Genomic DNA, 16,910 nt, shown 5'->3' with positions numbered 1-16,910 from the left:
GGGGGGTCTTGGTTTTGTTTTGGGGGGGGGTGTTTGTTTTTCTCTTCTCCGTTGGGGGGGTGTTTTCTTTGGTCGGTGTTTTGGGGGGCGCGGCCCCCCCCCCCCCCGCCCCCACGGCCGAGTGGTCCTACTGGTCCTGCGGGTGGTGGGCCGGGATCGGGGGGAGCTCGCCGGTCCGCTCGTAGGCGGTGAGCATGTCGATGCGGCGGGTGTGGCGCTCCTCGTCGGAGTACGGGGTCTTCAGGAACGCGTCGACGAAGCTGATCACCTCGTCCTCGGTGTGCATGCGGCCACCGACGGAGATGACGTTGGCGTTGTTGTGCTCGCGGCCCAGCTCGGCGGTCTGGACGCTCCACGCGAGGATCGCGCGGATGCCCTTCACCTTGTTCGCGGCGATCTGCTCGCCGTTGCCGGAGCCGCCGATGACGATGCCGAGGCTGCCGGCGTCGGCGGCGGTCTTCTCCGCGGCGCGCAGGCAGAACGGCGGGTAGTCGTCCACCGCGTCGTAGATGTGGGGCCCGCAGTCGACGGGCTCGTGGCCGTTGTTCTTGAGCCAGTCCACCAAGGTGTTCTTGAGCTCAAAGCCGGCATGGTCGGATCCGAGGTACACGCGCATGGGTCGAGTGTGGCATGCGGGCGCTGGAACCCCGGTGGAGGGGTGTCGCGTAGGTCACTCCGGAAGCTCAAATATTCCACAACAACCCAGACGGGACGCGCCGAAGCCTTGATCCAGGACTTATCGCCCAAGGCAACGATACGGAACAGGGTCTTCCGTCCCGGCGCGTGTCGGGTTTGAATGCCGGGGCTCGCAATCCGAGAACCTAAGGATCCGTCCATGAGCTCCACGACGACCCTTCAGAAGGCAGGCGACCCGTCCGGTAACCCCGACGGCACCCAGCCCTCCGACGGTTTGAAGGCCGGTCTCAAGAACCGCCACCTTTCCATGATCGCCATTGGCGGCGTCATCGGCGCCGGCCTCTTCGTAGGTTCCGGCGGCGGCATCGCCAAGGCCGGCCCCGCCATCCTCGTGTCGTACTTCCTCGTCGGCGCGATGGTCGTCTTCGTGATGCGGATGCTCGGCGAGATGGCCGCGGCCAGCCCGAACTCGGGTTCCTTCTCGGCGTACGCCGACCGGGCGCTCGGCCGCTGGGCCGGTTTCTCCATCGGCTGGCTGTACTGGTTCTTCTGGGTCGTCGTGCTGGCCGTGGAGGCCACCGCGGGCGCGGTCATCCTCGAAGGCTGGGTCCCGGCCGTCCCGCAGTGGGCCTGGGCGCTGATCGTGATGGTCGTGCTGACGATCACGAACCTCGGCTCGGTCGCCTCGTACGGCGAGTTCGAGTTCTGGTTCGCCGGGATCAAGGTCGTCGCCATCGGCGCGTTCGTGATCATCGGCATGCTCGCCGTCTTCGGCGTGCTCCCCGGTTCGGACAACCCCGGCGCGGGCTTCGCGCACCTGACCGACGCCGGCGGATTCGCGCCGAACGGTCTGGGCGCCATCCTCACCGGTGTGCTGATGGTCGTCTTCTCCTTCATGGGCAGCGAGATCGTCACCCTGGCCGCGGGCGAGTCCGAGGACCCGCGCCGCGCGGTCACCAAGGCCACCAACTCGGTGATCTGGCGCATCGGCGTCTTCTACCTGGGATCGATCTTCGTCGTCCTGACCCTGCTGCCGTGGAACGACAAGTCGATCACCGAGAAGGGCTCGTACGTCGCCGCCCTGGACTCGATCGGCATCGCGCACGCCGGCCAGATCATGAACGTGATCGTCCTGACGGCCGTGCTGTCCTGCCTGAACTCGGGCCTGTACACGGCCTCGCGCATGGCGTTCTCGCTCGGTGAGCGCGGCGACGCGCCCAAGGCGTTCGCCAAGGTCAACAAGAAGGGCGTGCCCACGGCCGCCATCCTGGGCTCCGTGGTCTTCGGCTTCGCCGCCGTCTACTTCAACTACGCCTTCAAGGACACCGTCTTCAACTTCCTGCTGAACTCCTCGGGTGCCATCGCGCTGTTCGTGTGGCTGGTGATCTGCTTCACCCAGCTGCGGATGCGCGGGATCCTGATGCGCGAGGCGCCGGAGAAGGTCACCGTCAAGATGTGGCTCTTCCCCTACCTGACGTGGGCGACCGCCGCGATGATCAGCTTCGTGCTGGTCTACATGCTCTTCGACGACGCCAACCGCGAGGTCGTCGTGCTGTCGCTGGTGGTGGCGGCCGTGGTCGTCGCGATCGGCGCGGTCCGCGACGCGATGCGCCGCAAGGCCGCCGCGTAGCACTCCCGTACGAGACGACAGCCCCGGACCGCGCTCTCGCGGTCCGGGGCTGTCGTGCGGGTGCGGTACGGGTTCAGCCGCGGCGGCCGACCAGCTTCCAGGCGGCCGGCAGGAGGCCCATGGCCAGCGCGGCCTTGAGGGCGTCGCCGACCAGGAACGGCGTCAGGCCCGTCGCGACGGCCACGTCCAGGGACATCCCGGTGACGCCCATCAGGTACGGCACGCCCACCGCGTAGATCACGGCCGAGCCCAGCACCATCGCCCCGGCCGTACGGAGCACCGAGCGGTCGGCGCCGCGCCGCGCGAGGGCGCCGACGAGGGTGGCGGCCAGCAGCATGCCGAGCACGTAGCCGAAGGTGGCGCCGCCCGCACCGGAGGTGCCGTTCGCGAACCACGGGACCCCGGCCATGCCGACCAGCGTGTAGAGCGCGAGGGAGAGGAAGCCGCGGCCGGCGCCGAGCGCGGTGCCCACGAGCAGCGCGGCGAAGGTCTGGCCGGTGATCGGGGCGGCGAGGCCGTCGACCTGCACGGCGATCTGGGCGGCGACGCCGGTGAGCGCGGCTCCGCCGACGACCAGCGTGACGTCGCGGACGCGGCTCGCGGGCAGCAGGTCGGCGAGGACGGCGCCGGGCCGGAAGGAAACGGAAGCAGTGCTCATCGTGGGGCTCCGTGAGGGGTGATCGGTGGGGACACCGTGACGCTAGTCCGCGGCCCGCCGCCGCCCCACCACCGGCTGGGACAAAGCCGTACTGCCCGGTTTCGTGGAGAGTGGACAAAGCTCCCGACTTACACCCGAGTTGAAGTGATCCGCATCACGGCCCACATTCGACGCCACGCCCTTTTTGCTCCGATGGGTGTCCTGCGGCCAGACTGTAGGTTCCCGCCAATCCCTTGTGCAGCCCCCAGCGCCGCTTGGCCGACCGAGAGTGCGAGCATCCACATGCGCGACCGCCTGCCCGACCCGCCCCTGACCGAGGGCGGCCTCCCCCAGGAACCCCTGAGCCACAGCCTCAAGCAGCGCCACCTGACCATGCTGGGCCTCGGCGGCGTGATCGGCGCCGGGCTCTTCGTCGGCTCCGGTGCCGGCATCGGCATCGCCGGTCCGGCGATCATCCTGTCGTACCTGCTCGCAGGCGTACTCGCGATGCTCGTGATGCGGATGCTCGGCGAGATGTCCGCCGCGATGCCCGCTTCCGGTTCCTTCTCGGTGTACGCGGAGAAGGCGCTGGGACGCTGGGCCGGTTTCTCGGCGGGCTGGCTGTACTGGTTCCTGCTGGTCGTGGTGCTCGCCGTGGAGGCGACCGGCGCCGCGAAGATCGCGAACGGCTGGGTGCCGTCGGTCGACCAGTGGCTCTGGGTGCTGATCTTCATGGTGGTCTTCACCGTCAGCAACCTGGCCGCCGTGCGGAACTTCGGCGAGTTCGAGTTCTGGTTCGCGGCCCTGAAGGTCGGCGCGATCGTGCTCTTCCTGATCCTGGGCACGCTGGCGGTCTTCGGCCTGCTGCCGGACACCGATCCGGTGGGCATGGCCAACCTGACCGGTCACGGCGGCTTCTTCCCGGCGGGGATCGGCGGGGTCGTCGCCGGTCTGCTCGCCGTCGTCTTCGCCTTCGGCGGGCTGGAGGTCGTCACCATCGCGGCCGCCGAGTCCGACGACCCGGCCCGGTCCGTGGCCCGCGCCGTGCGCAGCGCCGTGTGGCGCATCCTCTTCTTCTACGTCGGCTCGATGCTGGTCATCGTGACCCTGCTGCCCTGGGATTCGCTGGAGCCCGGGCAGAGCCCGTACGTGGCGGTGCTCGACTCGATCGGGATCCCGGGCGCCGGCCAGATCATGAACGTCGTGGTGTTCGTGGCGCTGCTGTCGGCGCTGAACGCGAACCTGTACGGCTCCTCGCGCATGGTGTTCTCCCTCGCCGAGCGGGGCGAGGCCCCGCGGGCGCTGCTGAAGGTCTCGGGCGGCGGCGTGCCGCGCCGGGCGGTGTTCGCGTCGGTGGCGTTCGGCTTCGTGTCGGTGGTGCTGAACCTGCTGTGGCCCGACACGGTGTTCCTCTACATGCTCAACGCGGTCGGCGCGGTCCTGCTGTTCGTGTGGGCGCTGATCGCGGTCTCGCAGCTGAAGCTGCGCCCCCGGCTGGAGCGGGACATGCCGGAGCGGCTCACGCTGCGGATGTGGCTGTTCCCGTACCTGACGTGGGCGGCGCTGATCGGGATGGCGGCGGTGCTGGTCCTGATGCTGTTCGACGACGCGGCCCGGCCGCAGCTGCTGTGGTCCACGGGCGCGGCGGCGGCGGTGCTGCTGGTGGCGTGGCTGCGCGAGGTTCGGGAGCGCCGGGCCGGGGCCTGACCGTACGGAACGCGAACAGGAACGGGAACAGGAAGAGGGGCAGGACCCCCGCGCCACGGTGGCGCGGGGGTCCTCGCACGTTCAGGTGCGCAGGTAGGAGGCGCCGTTGACGTCGAGGACGGTGCCCGAGCTCCAGAGGGCGCCGGGCGAGGCGAGGTAGAGCACGGCGGAGGCGATCTCCTCGGGGTCCGCGACGCGTCCGAAGGGGCTCTGGGACCGGATGTCCGCGCCCTCGGGGCCCTCCAGCCGGCCCGCGACCCGCTCGGTGGCGACGAAACCGGGGGCCACGGAGGCGACGGCGATGCCGTACGGGGCGAGGGAGACGGCGAGGGACTGGCCGAGCGCGTGGAGCGCGGCCTTGGTCGCGCCGTAGGCGGGGTGGGCGGGTTCGCCCCGGAAGGCTCCGCGCGAGCCGATGTTGACGACGCGGCCCCCGCGGCCCTCGTCGATCATGCGGCGGGTGATGAGGTGGGTCAGGTTCGCGGCGCCGAAGAGGTTCACGGCGGCGGTCCGGTGCCAGGCCGCCTGCCAGTCCTCGTACGAGGTCTCCGGCAGGGGGTGCGCGACCATCACGGCGGCGTTGTTGACGAGGACGTCCACGCCGCCGAGCGCGTCGTGGGCCTCGGCGGCCAGGGTCTCGACGCGGGCCGGGTCGGCGAGGTCCGCGGCGAGCAGGACGTGGCCCTCCCCCTCCAGCGCGGCGAGGGTTTCCCGCGCGTCCGGCCCCGGGGCGGAGCAGTGCACGGCGACCCGGTCGCCCTGCCGGGCGAAGGCGGCCGCGACCGCCCGGCCTATGCCCCGGGAGGCGCCGGTGACGAGGACGCCCCGGCCGGTGGCGCCCAGCGGAGTCACGTTGCGGCCCATCCGGCGGCCCCTTCCGGTCTGCGTGCGGTGTCGTCGCGAGCGTACGGAGGTGATCACGATCCGTGAAGCCCCTGTCCGAATATCGGACGAGAAACGTCCGCTGACCGGACGCTCGGCACACTGAGGGCACCGCTCGACCCCCCGCACACCGGACAGGCGCACCCCCATGAGCCACAGCAGCACCCTCGCTCCCCCCGAACCCCGGCAGGACGACACCGGATCCCCGCTCGGCAACGGCCTCAAGCAGCGCCACCTGTCGATGATCGCCCTCGGCGGGGTCATCGGCGCCGGCCTGTTCGTCGGCTCCGGCGCCGGCATCGCGGCCGCGGGACCCTCGATCGTCCTCGCGTACGCCGCGTCCGGGCTGCTCGTGATGTTCGTGATGCGGATGCTCGGCGAGATGTCCGCCGCGAACCCCGCCTCCGGCTCCTTCTCGGTGCACGCGGACCGGGCGATCGGGCCCTGGGCCGGTTTCACGGCGGGCTGGATGTTCTGGACCCTGCTGTGCGTGGGCGTGGCCATCGAGGCGATCGGCGCGGCGCACATCATGACGGGCTGGTTCCCCGGGACCCCGTCGTGGATGTGGGTGCTGGTGTTCATGGCACTGTTCTGCGGCAGCAACCTGGCCGCGGTCTCCAACTTCGGCGAGTTCGAGTTCTGGTTCGCCGCCCTCAAGATCGGCGCCATCGCGCTCTTCCTGGGCCTGGGCGTCCTGGCGGTCCTGGGCCTGCTGCCCGGCACCGGAGCCCCCGGCGCCGCCAACCTCGTCCACGACGGCGGCTTCCTGCCCAACGGCGTCGACGGACTGCTGGTCGGCCTGCTCGCCTCGGTCGTCGCGTACGGCGGCCTGGAGACGGTGACCATCGCGGCCGCCGAGTCCGAGAACCCGGTCAAGGGCGTGGCCAAGGCCGTGAAGACCACCATGTGGCGCATCGCCATCGTCTACGTCGGCTCGATGCTGGTCATCGTGACCCTGCTGCCCTGGAACGACCCGGCCGTCACCGAGCAGGGCCCGTACGCCGCCACCCTGGACCACCTGGGCATCCCGGCCGCCGGCCAGATCATGAACGTGGTCATCCTCATCGCCCTGCTGTCGGCGATGAACGCCAACATCTACGGCTCCTCCCGCATGGCCTACTCGCTGGTCTCCCGGGGCCAGGGCCCCAAGGCCCTCGGCAAGGTCAGCGGCCGGGTGCCGCGCCGCGCGGTGCTGGCCTCCTCCGGCTTCGGCTTCGTCACCGTCCTGCTGTCGTACTGGTACCCGGACACCCTCTTCGCCTGGCTGCTGAACATGGTCGGCGGGGTCATCCTCGTCGTCTGGGGCTTCATCGCCGTCTCGCAGTTCGTGCTGCGCCGCCGCACCGAGCGCGAGGCGCCCGAGAAGCTGGTCGTGAAGATGTGGGGCTTCCCGTACCTGACCTGGGTGGCCCTGGCCGGAGTCGCCGGCGTGCTGGTCCTGATGGCCCTGGACGGGGACACCCGGGTGCAGGTGGTCTTCACCGGCGGGCTGACGGTGGCCCTGGCCGTGACCGGCTACGTGATGCAGCGCCGGGCCGCGGCCCGCGAAGGAGCCTGACCCGGAGCGGTACCACCGGGGCGACACCCCCGCCCGACGGCACGTCAGAGGCCGGGCCCATGCGATCGCACGGGCCCGGCCTCCGGCGTTCCGTAGGTGGTGACAAGAGAGGTAACCCTTACTCGTGAGGTGGAATAGATACTGCTAGCGTGCAGTTGCGCATTGATTGCAATAAGCGATTGGCACGCTGAGGGGACCGGATTACAGACATGGCCATTTACACGCTTCCTGAGCTTCCTTACGACTACGCGGCGCTCGAACCGGTGATCAACCCGCAGATCATCGAGCTGCACCACGACAAGCACCACGCGGCTTACGTGACGGGTGCCAACAACACCCTGGAGCAGCTCGCGCAGGCGCGCGACGACGAGAACTGGGGCGCGCTGAACGGCCTCGAGAAGAACCTGGCCTTCCACCTCTCCGGCCACATCCTGCACAGCATCTACTGGCACAACATGGCCAGCCCGAAGACCGGCGAGGGCGGCGGCGAGCCCACCGCGGCCGACGGCCTGGGCGAGCTGGCCGACGCGATCACCGAGTCCTTCGGCTCCTTCGCGAAGTTCAAGAAGCAGCTGACCTTCGCGTCCTCCGCGACCCAGGGCTCCGGCTGGGGCGTGCTCGCGTACGAGCCCGTCAGCGGCCGTCTGGTCGTCGAGCAGATCTACGACCACCAGGGCAACGTGGGCGTCGCCAGCACCCCGGTCCTGGTCTTCGACGCCTGGGAGCACGCCTTCTACCTGCAGTACAAGAACCAGAAGGTCGACTTCATCGAGGCCATGTGGAACGTCGTCAACTGGCAGGACGTGGCCAAGCGCTACGCCGACGCCAAGGCGAACACCCCGCTGCTGATCCCCGCCAAGGGCTGATCGGCACCCCCGGTCCGTCCGCCTCGTGATCGTCTTCTCAACCTTCACCTGCGGACGTTTCCACCAGAAGGCCCCCGCGAGGACGTGACTCGCGGGGGCCTTCTGCGTCGTGACGGAGCCCGGCGCGGCCGGGTTCCGGTGGAGGGCTACTCGAAGCTCGGGCCCTTGTCGCGGGTGCGCTTGATCTCGAAGAAGCCGGGGGTGGAGGCGACGAGCAGGGTGCCGTCCCACAGCCGGGCCGCGTCGTCGCCGCGCGGGGTCGGGGTGACGACCGGGCCGAAGAAGGCCACGTCCTTGCCGTCGGTGCCGGGGACGGAGATCACCGGGGTGCCGACCTCCTGGCCGACGCGCTCGATCCCGTCGTTGTGCGAGGCGCGCAGCTCGGCGTCGAACTCGTCGGAGGTGCCGTAGTCGGCGAGCTCGGCCGGCAGGCCGACCTCGGCCAGCGCCTCGGCGACGACGTCGGCGGTGTTGCCGCGCCCCTCGTTGTGGATGCGGGTGCCGAGCGCGGTGTAGAGCTTGCCCGTGATCTCCTTGCCGTGCTTCTGCTCCGCGGCTATCACCACGCGGACCGGGATCCAGGCCTCGGGGCCGAGCAGCTTGCGGTAGGTCTCCGGCAGCTCGTCGAGCTTGTCCTCGTTGAGCACGCCCAGGCTCATCACGTGCCAGCGGACCTCCACGTCGCGGACCTTCTCGACCTCGACCATCCAACGGGACGTCATCCAGGCCCAGGGGCAGAGCGGGTCGAACCAGAAGTCGACCGGGGTCTTCTCGCTCACCTGCGTGTCGGCCATGTCTCTCCTCGTGTCAAAAAACAAGCCATTGCCAGCACCGTCCCCTGCGCCAACCGGGCCGGGGCCGCCCGCATTCCCCGTGGGAGGATTCGAGGCGGAGAACGCGATCACGCACGAAGGAGTGCAGGTGCCCGGAGAGAATCTGTCCCGTGACGAGGCCCGCGAGCGGGCCGAGCTGGTGTCCGTCGACGGGTACGAGGTGGTCCTCGACCTGAGGTCCGCGGTGGACGAGGCCGAACCGGCCGAGGGCCCCCGGACCTTCCGTTCGGTGACGACCGTCCGCTTCCGCGCCGCGGTCCCGGGCGCCTCCTCGTTCGCGGACCTGATCGCCCCCTCGGTGAACTCCGTCACCCTCAACGGGCGGGCCCTGGACCCGGCCGCCGTGTTCGACGGGGCGCGGATCGCCCTGGAGGAGCTGGCCGCCGAGAACGTCCTGGTGGTGGACGCGAACTGCGCCTACAGCCGCACGGGCGAGGGCATGCACCGCTTCGTGGACCCGGAGGACGGCGAGGTCTACCTCTACACCCAGTACGAGCCGGCCGACGCCCGGCGGGTGTACGCCAACTTCGAGCAGCCCGACCTGAAGGCCCCGTACCGCTTCGAGGTGACCGCGCCCGAGGGCTGGCACGTGTGGAGCAACGGCGCCGAGGAGTCCCGCGAGGGGCAGACCCGCCGCTTCGCCGAGACCGCGCCGATCTCCACGTACATCACCTGCGTGGTGGCCGGTCCGTACCACTACGTCACGGACACCTACACGCGCGGGGACCTGACGATCCCGCTGGGCGCGATGTGCCGCAAGGGCCTGGCCAAGCACTTCGACGCGGACGACGTCTTCCTGGTCACCAAGCAGGGCTTCGACCTCTTCCACGAGATCTTCGACTACCCGTACCCCTTCGGGAAGTACGACCAGGCCTTCGTGCCGGAGTACAACCTGGGCGCCATGGAGAACCCGGGGATGGTGACCTTCCGCGAGGAGTACATCTTCCGCGGGAAGGTCACGCAGGCCTCCTACGAGCGGCGCGCGAACGTCATCCTGCACGAGATGGCGCACATGTGGTTCGGCGACCTGGTCACCATGAAGTGGTGGGACGACCTGTGGCTGAAGGAGTCCTTCGCGGACTTCATGGGCTCGTTCGGGCTGGTCGAGGCCACGCGCTTCGACCAGGCGTGGGTGACCTTCGCCAACAGCCGCAAGGCCTGGGCGTACCGGGCCGACCAGCTGCCGTCCACGCACCCGATCACGGCCGACATCCGTGACCTGGAGGACGCCAAGCTGAACTTCGACGGGATCACCTACGCCAAGGGCGCGGCGGTCCTCAAGCAGCTGGTGGCGTACGTGGGACGGGAGGCGTTCCTGGAGGGCGCGCGGCGCTACTTCAAGGCGCACGCCTACGGGAACACCACGCTGGACGACCTGCTGTCGGTGCTCGGCGAGGTCTCCGGCCGGGACATGACGGCGTGGTCGCGGGCCTGGCTGCAGACGGCCGGCGTGAACACGCTGACGCCGGTGGTGACCTGTGACGCGGGCGGGCACGTCACGGAGCTCGCGGTGCTCCAGGAGGGCGACGCCCTGCCCGGTCAGCCGGCTCCCTCGCAGGGGCGCCCGCACCGGATCGCGGTGGGCCTGTACCGGCTGGAGACCGACGGCGGGCTGGTCCGCTACGCGCGCGCCGAGGCGGACGTGGCGGGGGCCCGTACGGTGGTCACCGGGCTGGCCGGGGCCGAGCGGCCCGACCTGGTCCTGGTCAACGACGAGGACCTCACCTACTGCAAGATCCGCTTCGACGAGGGCTCCCTGGCCACGCTGCGGAGCCACCTGGGCGGTCTCGCCGACCCGCTGGCCCGGGCCCTGTGCTGGTCGGCGCTGTGGAACCTGACCCGGGACGGGCTGATGCCGGCCCGGGACTTCCTGGCGCTGCTGCTCGCGCACGCCGGCCGGGAGACCGACGTGGGCGTCCTCCAGATGCTGCACGCGCAGGCGCTGGGCGCCGTCGCCCACTACACGGCGCCGGAGCGGCGCGAGCGCAGCGGACGCGAGCTGGCGGCGGGCGCGCTGCGCGAGCTGCGGCTGGCCGAGCCCGGCTCGGAACACCAGCTGACCTGGGCCCGGTTCTTCGCGGCGGGGGCGGCCACTGAGGGCGACCACCAGCTCCTGCTCGGACTGCTGGACGGGAGCGCCCGGATCGACGGGCTGGAGGTCGACCAGGAGCTGCGCTGGGACTTCCTGCTGCCGCTGGCGGCGCACGGCGCGGTGGACGAGGGCGTACTGGCCGCCGAACTGGCCCGCGACGACACCGCCTCGGGCAAGCAGCACCAGGTGCGCTGCCTGGCGGCGCGGCCGTCGGCGGCGGTCAAGGACCAGGCGTGGGCGGCGACCGTTGAATCGGACGCCCTGTCGAACGCGCTGGTGGAGGCGACGATCGGGGGCATGCAGCAGTCCTCGCAGCGCGACCTGCTGGCGGCCTACGCCGACCGCTACTTCGAGGTGATCGAACGGGTCTGGGCGGAGCGTTCGATCCAGATCGGCATCCACGTGGTGAAGGGCCTCTACCCCGCGCTCCAGGACTCGCCGGCCACGGTCGAGGCGACCGACGCCTGGCTCGCGGCCCACCCTGACGCGGCGCCGGCGCTGCGGCGGCTGGTGCTGGAGTCCCGCGACGACCTGGCCCGGGCCCTGCGCGCCCAGGCCTGCGACGCGGCGGCCGGCTGATCCGGCGGGACAGGCGTGCGCGCGGGGGCGGGGCCGGCCGGCTCCGCCCCCGCGCGCTTCCCCGGGCGGGGGCGGGGTAGCTGTGAGCTCGTACGACGAATGCCGGGCAGCGGTCCCTTTCGGCAGTCGAACGCCCGTACTTTAGCCCTGGCTTGTCCGGATTTGTCGACGAGCGTGTAACAGGCGTTAGCAAGGCCATGGCCTGAGGGAATCACCGCGTCATGAACCAGAACGCACCCCTCCCCCTCGCCCACCTCACCGCCAGCCGCCCCCGCGTGCTGACCCTCGCCCAGCTCCGCGAGCACGGCGTCAGCGCCTCCGAGGCGGCCGGGCGGCCCTGGCAGCAGCTGCTGCCCGGGGTGTTCCTGCTCCACTCCGGACCCGCGACCAGCGAGGAGCGGCTGCACGCGGCCCTGCTGTACGCCGGCCGCCGGGGCGGCGCCGAGGTCATGATCACCGGGCTGGCCGCCCTCGCGCTGTACCGCTTCGCGTCCGCCCCCGCCCTGCTCGGGCTCTCGCACATCGACGTGCTCGTGGCGAACACCCGGCGGCTGCGCTCCACCGGGGACGTCCGGATCATCCGGACGCACACCCCGCCCCGCTCCGTGGAGGTGACCGGACTCCCGGTGGCGCCGGTGGCCCGGGCCGTGGCCGACGCGGTCTCCCAGCTCTCCGACGCCACGACCGTGCGCCGCCTGCTCAGCGAGGCCGTGCGCGGCGGGCACTGCGAACCGGCGGCCGTCGTACGGGAGCTGACGGTGGCGCGGCTGCTGAACCGGCCGCACGTGGTCGACGCCGTCGAGTCCCTGCTCGCCGAGGGCCGCGCCATCGCCGAGGACCGGCTGTACCAGCTCGTACGGGGCTACGAGCTGCCCGAGCCCGTGTGGAACGTGGACCTGCGGCTGCCCGGCGGCCCGCACCTCGGCGGGGTCGACGCGTACTGGCCCGAGCACGCCGTCGCCATCGAGATCGACACCCGCGCCCCCCGCCAGGGCGAGGACGAGGACTGGTCGGAGGCCGTCCGCAAGCGCGAGACGCTGGAGCGGCTCGGGGTGACCGTGCTGCACCTGACCCCCCGCAAGCTCCGCGACTGGCCCGAGCAGCAGGCGGCGGTCGTACGCACCGCCCTGACGGCCTCCGACGACCACGAGCCCGCCGCCTACCTGGTGGTGCTCCCCCGGTGAGGCGCGGGCCGCACGGGCCGCGGCACGGCGGATACCGGCCGGTCACGTACGCTTCGGGAGGCGGCGGAGGCGGCGAGGAGGCGGCATGACGGACCAGAGCACGGACCCGCGTCCACTGACCGGGGAACCGGTCGCCCTCGACCTGCTGAACACGCGCTGGACGCACGGGGGCGAGCCCGTCGACCTCTTCGCGGGAGCCTTCGGGCTGACCCGGGTCGAGGGGCTGGCGCTCTGGCTGCGGAGCACCGGCCTCGCCGGACGGTTCCGGGCCGACGCCGCGACCCTGGTGCACCTGATGACCGCGCGCGAGGCACTGGCCCGCGCGGTCGCGGACCCGGCCGACGAGAGCGCCCGCGACCTGATCGACGCCGTCCTGGAGCACGGCCGGATCCGGGTCACCCTGACCGCCGAAGGAGCGGGCGAGCGGCCCGAGTTCGCCGATCCCGCGTGGGGCCCGGCCTGGACCGCCGCCCGGAACTACCTGGACCTCCTGGGAGCCGGAGCGGACCGGATCCGCGCCTGCGCCTCACAGGACTGCACCCTGCGCTTCCTCGACACCTCGCCCGGCGGCACCCTGGTCCGGTGCCCGGCGGCCGGCTGCGGCGACCGCGCGCAGGCCGCGCGACACAACGCGCGCCCGCGCGTGCGCTGAACGGTCGAAATCTGTCACACCGACGGTGAGACGGATACCCGCCCCGACCGGGTCGAGAGCTCGGAAAGTCTATAAATCCACTCACAGACACCTGTGAATTGCCCCGCCCTGCCCGGAGTTGTTCCCCCTGGCGCATACTCCGCGCTGGCGAGTGTCCGCCATGTCAGGTCTCGGTCAATGACATCCCTCCCCAAACAGCGGTCACTTGCGCAAAGCTGACCGGTCATCCGGCACCGAAATCCGGACCGTATCTTTCACTTAGCCAGGGATGCTGATGACCCTCGACTCCCCCAGCTCCACCACCGGGGCCATACCGGGCACCAGGCGCGTCGCCCGCGTCGCCGCGGCCGCGGGCCTGGTGGCCGCCCTCTGCGCCACCGGCGCCGTGCCCGCCTTCGCGGCGGGCACCGCCGACGGCCCGGTGACGGGACCGGCCACCGCGCCGGTCAAGTCCGCCGACCAGAAGCTCGGTTCGGCCGACGCCGAACTGCTCCAGGAGGCCAAGGCCAAGGGTGACGCCACCGTCACCGTCATGGTCGCGACCGCCCCCGGCCAGACCAAGCAGGTCGCCGACCAGCTCGACGCCGTCCAGGGCGCCTCGGTGGGCCGGACGTACGACAAGCTCGGTTACGTCCGCGCCACGCTGCCCACCGACAAGGCCGACGCCGCGCTGAAGGCGGCCGGCAAGCTGGACTCCGTCCACGGCATCGACCTGCGGCACGAGATCCAGCGCCCGGACCCCCGTCCGGACGCGGACCGCGGGACCGGCACGGTCAAGAAGACCGCGGCCGAGACGTTCGCGGCGCCGGACAAGAACACCCCGGCGAAGAACCCGTACAACCCGTCGTTCGAGACCGGTTCGGTGGACTTCGTCAAGCAGAACCCGCAGGCCGACGGCCGCGGCGTGACCATCGGCATCATGGACTCCGGCGTCGACGTCGGCCACCCGGCGCTGCAGAAGACCACCACCGGCGAGCGCAAGATCGTCGACTGGGTCACCGCGACCGACCCGATCACGGACAACGACGGGACCTGGCGCGCCCAGATCAACCCGGTCACCGCCGCGGGCGGCACCTTCTCGGCGGGCGGCCAGAGCTGGAAGGCCCCCGAGGGCAACTTCCAGTGGAGCCGCTTCACCGAGTCGATCACCGCCAACGGCGACATGAAGGGCGACGTCAACCGGGACGGGGACACCTCCGACCGGTTCGGCCTGCTCTACGACGTCGCCGCCGGCACCGTCCGCGTCGACACCGACCAGGACGGCGACTTCACGAACAACGAGCCGATGAAGCCGTACAAGGACGGCTACCAGATCGGCTACTTCGGCACGGACAACCCGGCGACCGAGGTCGCCGAGCGCATCCCGTTCGTGATCGAGATCCGCAAGGACGTCGCGATGGACCCGCTGGGCGGTGACTGGGTCGGCAAGAAGGCCGACTTCGTCAACGTCGGCATCATCGAGTCCGAGCACGGCACCCACGTGGCGGGCATCACCGCCGCCAACGGCCTCTTCGGCGGCCAGATGAACGGCCAGGCCCCGGGTGCCAAGCTGGTCTCCTCGCGCGCCTGCTCCTGGTCCGGCGGCTGCACCAACGTCGCGCTGACCGAGGGCATGATCGACCTCGTCGTGAACCGCGGCGTCGACATCGTCAACATGTCGATCGGCGGCCTGCCGGCGCTCAACGACGGCAACAACGCGCGGTCCGAGCTCTACAAGAACCTCATCGACACCTACGGTGTCCAGCTCGTCATCTCGGCGGGCAACGAGGGCCCCGGCGTCAACACCATCGGCGACCCCGGTCTCGCCGACAAGGTCATCTCCGTGGGCGCGGCGGTCTCCAAGGAGACCTGGGCCGCCAACTACGGCTCCGGCGTGAGCAAGAAGTACAACATGTTCCCGTTCTCCTCGCGCGGTCCGCGTGAGGACGGCGGCTTCACGCCGACCATCACCGCCCCCGGCGCGGCCATCAACACCATCCAGACCTGGCTGCCCGGCGCGCCGGTGGCCGAGGCGGGCTACACCCTGCCCGCCGGTTACGGCATGCTCCAGGGCACCTCGATGTCCTCGCCGCAGGCGGCGGGCGCCGGCGCCCTGCTGATCTCGGCCGCCAAGCAGCACAACATCGCGCTGAAGCCGGCCAACCTGCGGGTCGCCCTGACCAGCACCGCCAAGAAGATCGACGACGTCCCGGCGCACGCCCAGGGCGCGGGCCTGCTCGACGTCGGCGCCGCGTGGGAGTCCATCCAGCGCGACGCGAAGGCCGAGGAGTTCACGGTCAAGGCGCCGGTCGACACCGCGATCGACCAGTTCCTGAAGACCCCGGGCTTCGGCACCGGCGTCTACGACCGCGAGGGCGGCCTCAAGGTCGGCCAGAAGAAGGTCTACAACGTCGTCGTCACGCGCACCACCGGCGTGAAGTACGGCACCCGGCACAACCTGAGCTGGCGCAACGACGACGGCAGCTTCAAGGTCATCGGCGGCTACGACTACGTCACGCTGCCGCTGAACAAGCCCGTCACCATCAAGGTCGAAGCCAACGTCAAGTCGGCCGGCGTCCACAGCGGCATCCTGCAGCTCGACGACCCGAACACCGAGGGCATCGACAAGCAGGTCCTGGCGACGGTCGTCGCGGCCGCCCCGCTGGCGAAGCCGTCGTTCTCCTTCTCGGACACCTCGTCCGTGCAGCGCAACAGCCACAAGTCCTACTTCGTGACGGTCCCCCCGGGCACCAAGACCCTTGAGGTCGCCCTGGGCGGTCTGAAGCCGGACAGCCAGACCCGCTTCATCTCGATCCACCCGTACGGCGTGGGCGTCGAGGACAGCGCCACCACCCAGTGCTACCCGAACTACAACAACCCGGCGAACACCTGCCGCCCCGACCTGCGCTCGTACGCCGAGCCGGTTCCGGGCGTCTGGGAGATCGAGGTCGAGTCGCGTCGTACGTCGCCGCTGCTCGACAACCCGTACAAGCTGGACGTGTCCGTCCTCGGCGCGGCCTTCGACCCGGCGGTCAAGGTCCTTCCCGAGGTCAAGCAGGGCACCCCGGCCCCGGTCCAGTGGACCATCAAGAACGAGGCCGCGGCCATCTCCGGCGGCAAGCTCGTCGGCGGCCCGCTCGGCTCCGCGAAGGTCGCCAAGCCGACCATCGCCGCCGGTGAGACCCAGACCACCGAGGTGACGATCGGCGCGGACGTCTCCCGCCTCGACATCGCCATCGGCAAGACGTCCGACACGGGCGCGGACCTGGACCTCGAGGTCTACAAGGACGGCGTCAAGGTCGGCTCCGCCGCCGACGGCGACTCCGAGGAGGCCGTGAGCCTGGTCAAGCCGGCCGCGGGCACCTACAGCATCAAGGTGATCGGCTACGCCATCCCGGCCGGCACCACCACGTACGACTACCGCGACGTGTTCTTCTCGGCCGCCCTGGGCTCCGTCCAGGTCGACGAGGCCGCCTCGGTGAACCTCGCCTCCGGCGCCTCGGCGCAGGTCTCGGCGAAGGTTCTGGTCAACAGCGCGGCCCCCGAGGGCCGTCAGTTCTTCGGCCAGGCCCAGCTGCTGAACGGCCGCGGCACCGCCGCCGGCACCGGCAGCGTGCAGATCGAGAAGGTCCTCCCGTAGTACGGAGGGACCGACACCGGAGGGGCGGCGCTCGT

General features: G+C 70.9%; 12 protein-coding genes. 8 read left to right on the top strand and 4 right to left on the bottom strand.

Annotated elements, in window-relative coordinates; all coding sequences use genetic code 11:
- Positions 1-127: 127 nt before the first annotated feature.
- Positions 128-616, bottom strand: a complete 489-nt coding sequence (locus AC07B0_RS31105; protein WP_356878239.1) for a ribose-5-phosphate isomerase — start codon at positions 614-616, stop codon at positions 128-130.
- Positions 617-835: 219 nt separating this feature from the next.
- On the opposite strand from AC07B0_RS31105, the gene AC07B0_RS31100 reads away from it, so the two are divergent.
- Positions 836-2,266, top strand: coding sequence for an amino acid permease (locus tag AC07B0_RS31100; RefSeq protein WP_356878238.1), 1,431 nt, complete (start codon positions 836-838; stop codon positions 2,264-2,266).
- 73 nt (positions 2,267-2,339) lie between these two features.
- Here AC07B0_RS31100 and AC07B0_RS31095 read toward each other — a convergent pair whose 3' ends face one another.
- Complete coding sequence (locus tag AC07B0_RS31095) at positions 2,340-2,924, bottom strand: biotin transporter BioY (RefSeq protein ID WP_467294364.1); 585 nt, start codon at positions 2,922-2,924, stop codon at positions 2,340-2,342.
- A gap of 282 nt (positions 2,925-3,206) precedes the next feature.
- Between AC07B0_RS31095 and AC07B0_RS31090 the strand changes: the two genes are divergently transcribed.
- On the top strand, positions 3,207-4,610 hold the full coding sequence (locus tag AC07B0_RS31090) for an amino acid permease (protein WP_356878236.1): 1,404 nt from the start codon (positions 3,207-3,209) through the stop codon (positions 4,608-4,610).
- 81 nt (positions 4,611-4,691) lie between these two features.
- On the opposite strand, the gene AC07B0_RS31085 is transcribed toward AC07B0_RS31090, so the two are convergent.
- Positions 4,692-5,474 (bottom strand): SDR family NAD(P)-dependent oxidoreductase, encoded by a 783-nt coding sequence (locus AC07B0_RS31085; protein ID WP_478899426.1) that lies wholly within the window; start codon positions 5,472-5,474, stop codon positions 4,692-4,694.
- A 166-nt stretch (positions 5,475-5,640) separates the two neighbouring features.
- Between AC07B0_RS31085 and AC07B0_RS31080 the strand changes: the two genes are divergently transcribed.
- Both AC07B0_RS31080 and AC07B0_RS31075 read left to right on the top strand, forming a co-directional pair.
- Positions 5,641-7,050, top strand: a complete 1,410-nt coding sequence (locus AC07B0_RS31080; RefSeq protein WP_467294359.1) for an amino acid permease — start codon at positions 5,641-5,643, stop codon at positions 7,048-7,050.
- 209 nt (positions 7,051-7,259) lie between these two features.
- Positions 7,260-7,916, top strand: a complete 657-nt coding sequence (locus AC07B0_RS31075) for a superoxide dismutase (RefSeq protein ID WP_356878233.1) — start codon at positions 7,260-7,262, stop codon at positions 7,914-7,916.
- Between the two features lie 146 nt (positions 7,917-8,062).
- On the opposite strand, the gene AC07B0_RS31070 is transcribed toward AC07B0_RS31075, so the two are convergent.
- Positions 8,063-8,710 (bottom strand): mycothiol-dependent nitroreductase Rv2466c family protein, encoded by a 648-nt coding sequence (locus AC07B0_RS31070; protein ID WP_356878232.1) that lies wholly within the window; start codon positions 8,708-8,710, stop codon positions 8,063-8,065.
- Positions 8,711-8,837: 127 nt separating this feature from the next.
- Here AC07B0_RS31070 and pepN point away from each other — a divergent pair, with 127 nt between their 5' ends.
- From pepN to AC07B0_RS31050, 4 genes are all read left to right on the top strand, one after another.
- The gene (pepN, locus tag AC07B0_RS31065; protein WP_478899425.1) at positions 8,838-11,420 is read left to right on the top strand and encodes an aminopeptidase N; all 2,583 of its coding nucleotides are present in this window, start codon (positions 8,838-8,840) and stop codon (positions 11,418-11,420) included.
- A gap of 221 nt (positions 11,421-11,641) precedes the next feature.
- On the top strand, positions 11,642-12,604 hold the full coding sequence (locus AC07B0_RS31060; RefSeq protein WP_356878230.1) for a hypothetical protein: 963 nt from the start codon (positions 11,642-11,644) through the stop codon (positions 12,602-12,604).
- Between the two features lie 85 nt (positions 12,605-12,689).
- Positions 12,690-13,256 (top strand): CGNR zinc finger domain-containing protein, encoded by a 567-nt coding sequence (locus tag AC07B0_RS31055; protein WP_478864504.1) that lies wholly within the window; start codon positions 12,690-12,692, stop codon positions 13,254-13,256.
- A 274-nt stretch (positions 13,257-13,530) separates the two neighbouring features.
- Positions 13,531-16,875, top strand: a complete 3,345-nt coding sequence (locus AC07B0_RS31050; RefSeq protein ID WP_356878228.1) for a S8 family serine peptidase — start codon at positions 13,531-13,533, stop codon at positions 16,873-16,875.
- Positions 16,876-16,910: the final 35 nt, after the last annotated feature.

Source organism: Streptomyces sp. NPDC044704, from assembly GCF_056433525.1.
This window is presented reverse-complemented; position numbering and strand designations above follow the sequence as displayed.

Bases quoted from the DNA above. Each gene is read 5' to 3' on its own strand.
- AC07B0_RS31100 (WP_356878238.1), top strand. From the start codon at position 836: ATGAGCTCCACGACGACCCTTCAGAAGGCAGGCGACCCGTCCGGTAAC.
- AC07B0_RS31095 (WP_467294364.1), bottom strand. From the start codon at position 2,924: ATGAGCACTGCTTCCGTTTCCTTCCGGCCCGGCGCCGTCCTCGCCGAC.
- AC07B0_RS31085 (WP_478899426.1), bottom strand. From the start codon at position 5,474: ATGGGCCGCAACGTGACTCCGCTGGGCGCCACCGGCCGGGGCGTCCTC.
- AC07B0_RS31050 (WP_356878228.1), top strand. From the start codon at position 13,531: ATGACCCTCGACTCCCCCAGCTCCACCACCGGGGCCATACCGGGCACC.
- AC07B0_RS31055 (WP_478864504.1), top strand. From the start codon at position 12,690: ATGACGGACCAGAGCACGGACCCGCGTCCACTGACCGGGGAACCGGTC.
- AC07B0_RS31060 (WP_356878230.1), top strand. From the start codon at position 11,642: ATGAACCAGAACGCACCCCTCCCCCTCGCCCACCTCACCGCCAGCCGC.
- AC07B0_RS31070 (WP_356878232.1), bottom strand. From the start codon at position 8,710: ATGGCCGACACGCAGGTGAGCGAGAAGACCCCGGTCGACTTCTGGTTC.
- AC07B0_RS31105 (WP_356878239.1), bottom strand. From the start codon at position 616: ATGCGCGTGTACCTCGGATCCGACCATGCCGGCTTTGAGCTCAAGAAC.
- AC07B0_RS31075 (WP_356878233.1), top strand. From the start codon at position 7,260: ATGGCCATTTACACGCTTCCTGAGCTTCCTTACGACTACGCGGCGCTC.
- AC07B0_RS31080 (WP_467294359.1), top strand. From the start codon at position 5,641: ATGAGCCACAGCAGCACCCTCGCTCCCCCCGAACCCCGGCAGGACGAC.
- AC07B0_RS31090 (WP_356878236.1), top strand. From the start codon at position 3,207: ATGCGCGACCGCCTGCCCGACCCGCCCCTGACCGAGGGCGGCCTCCCC.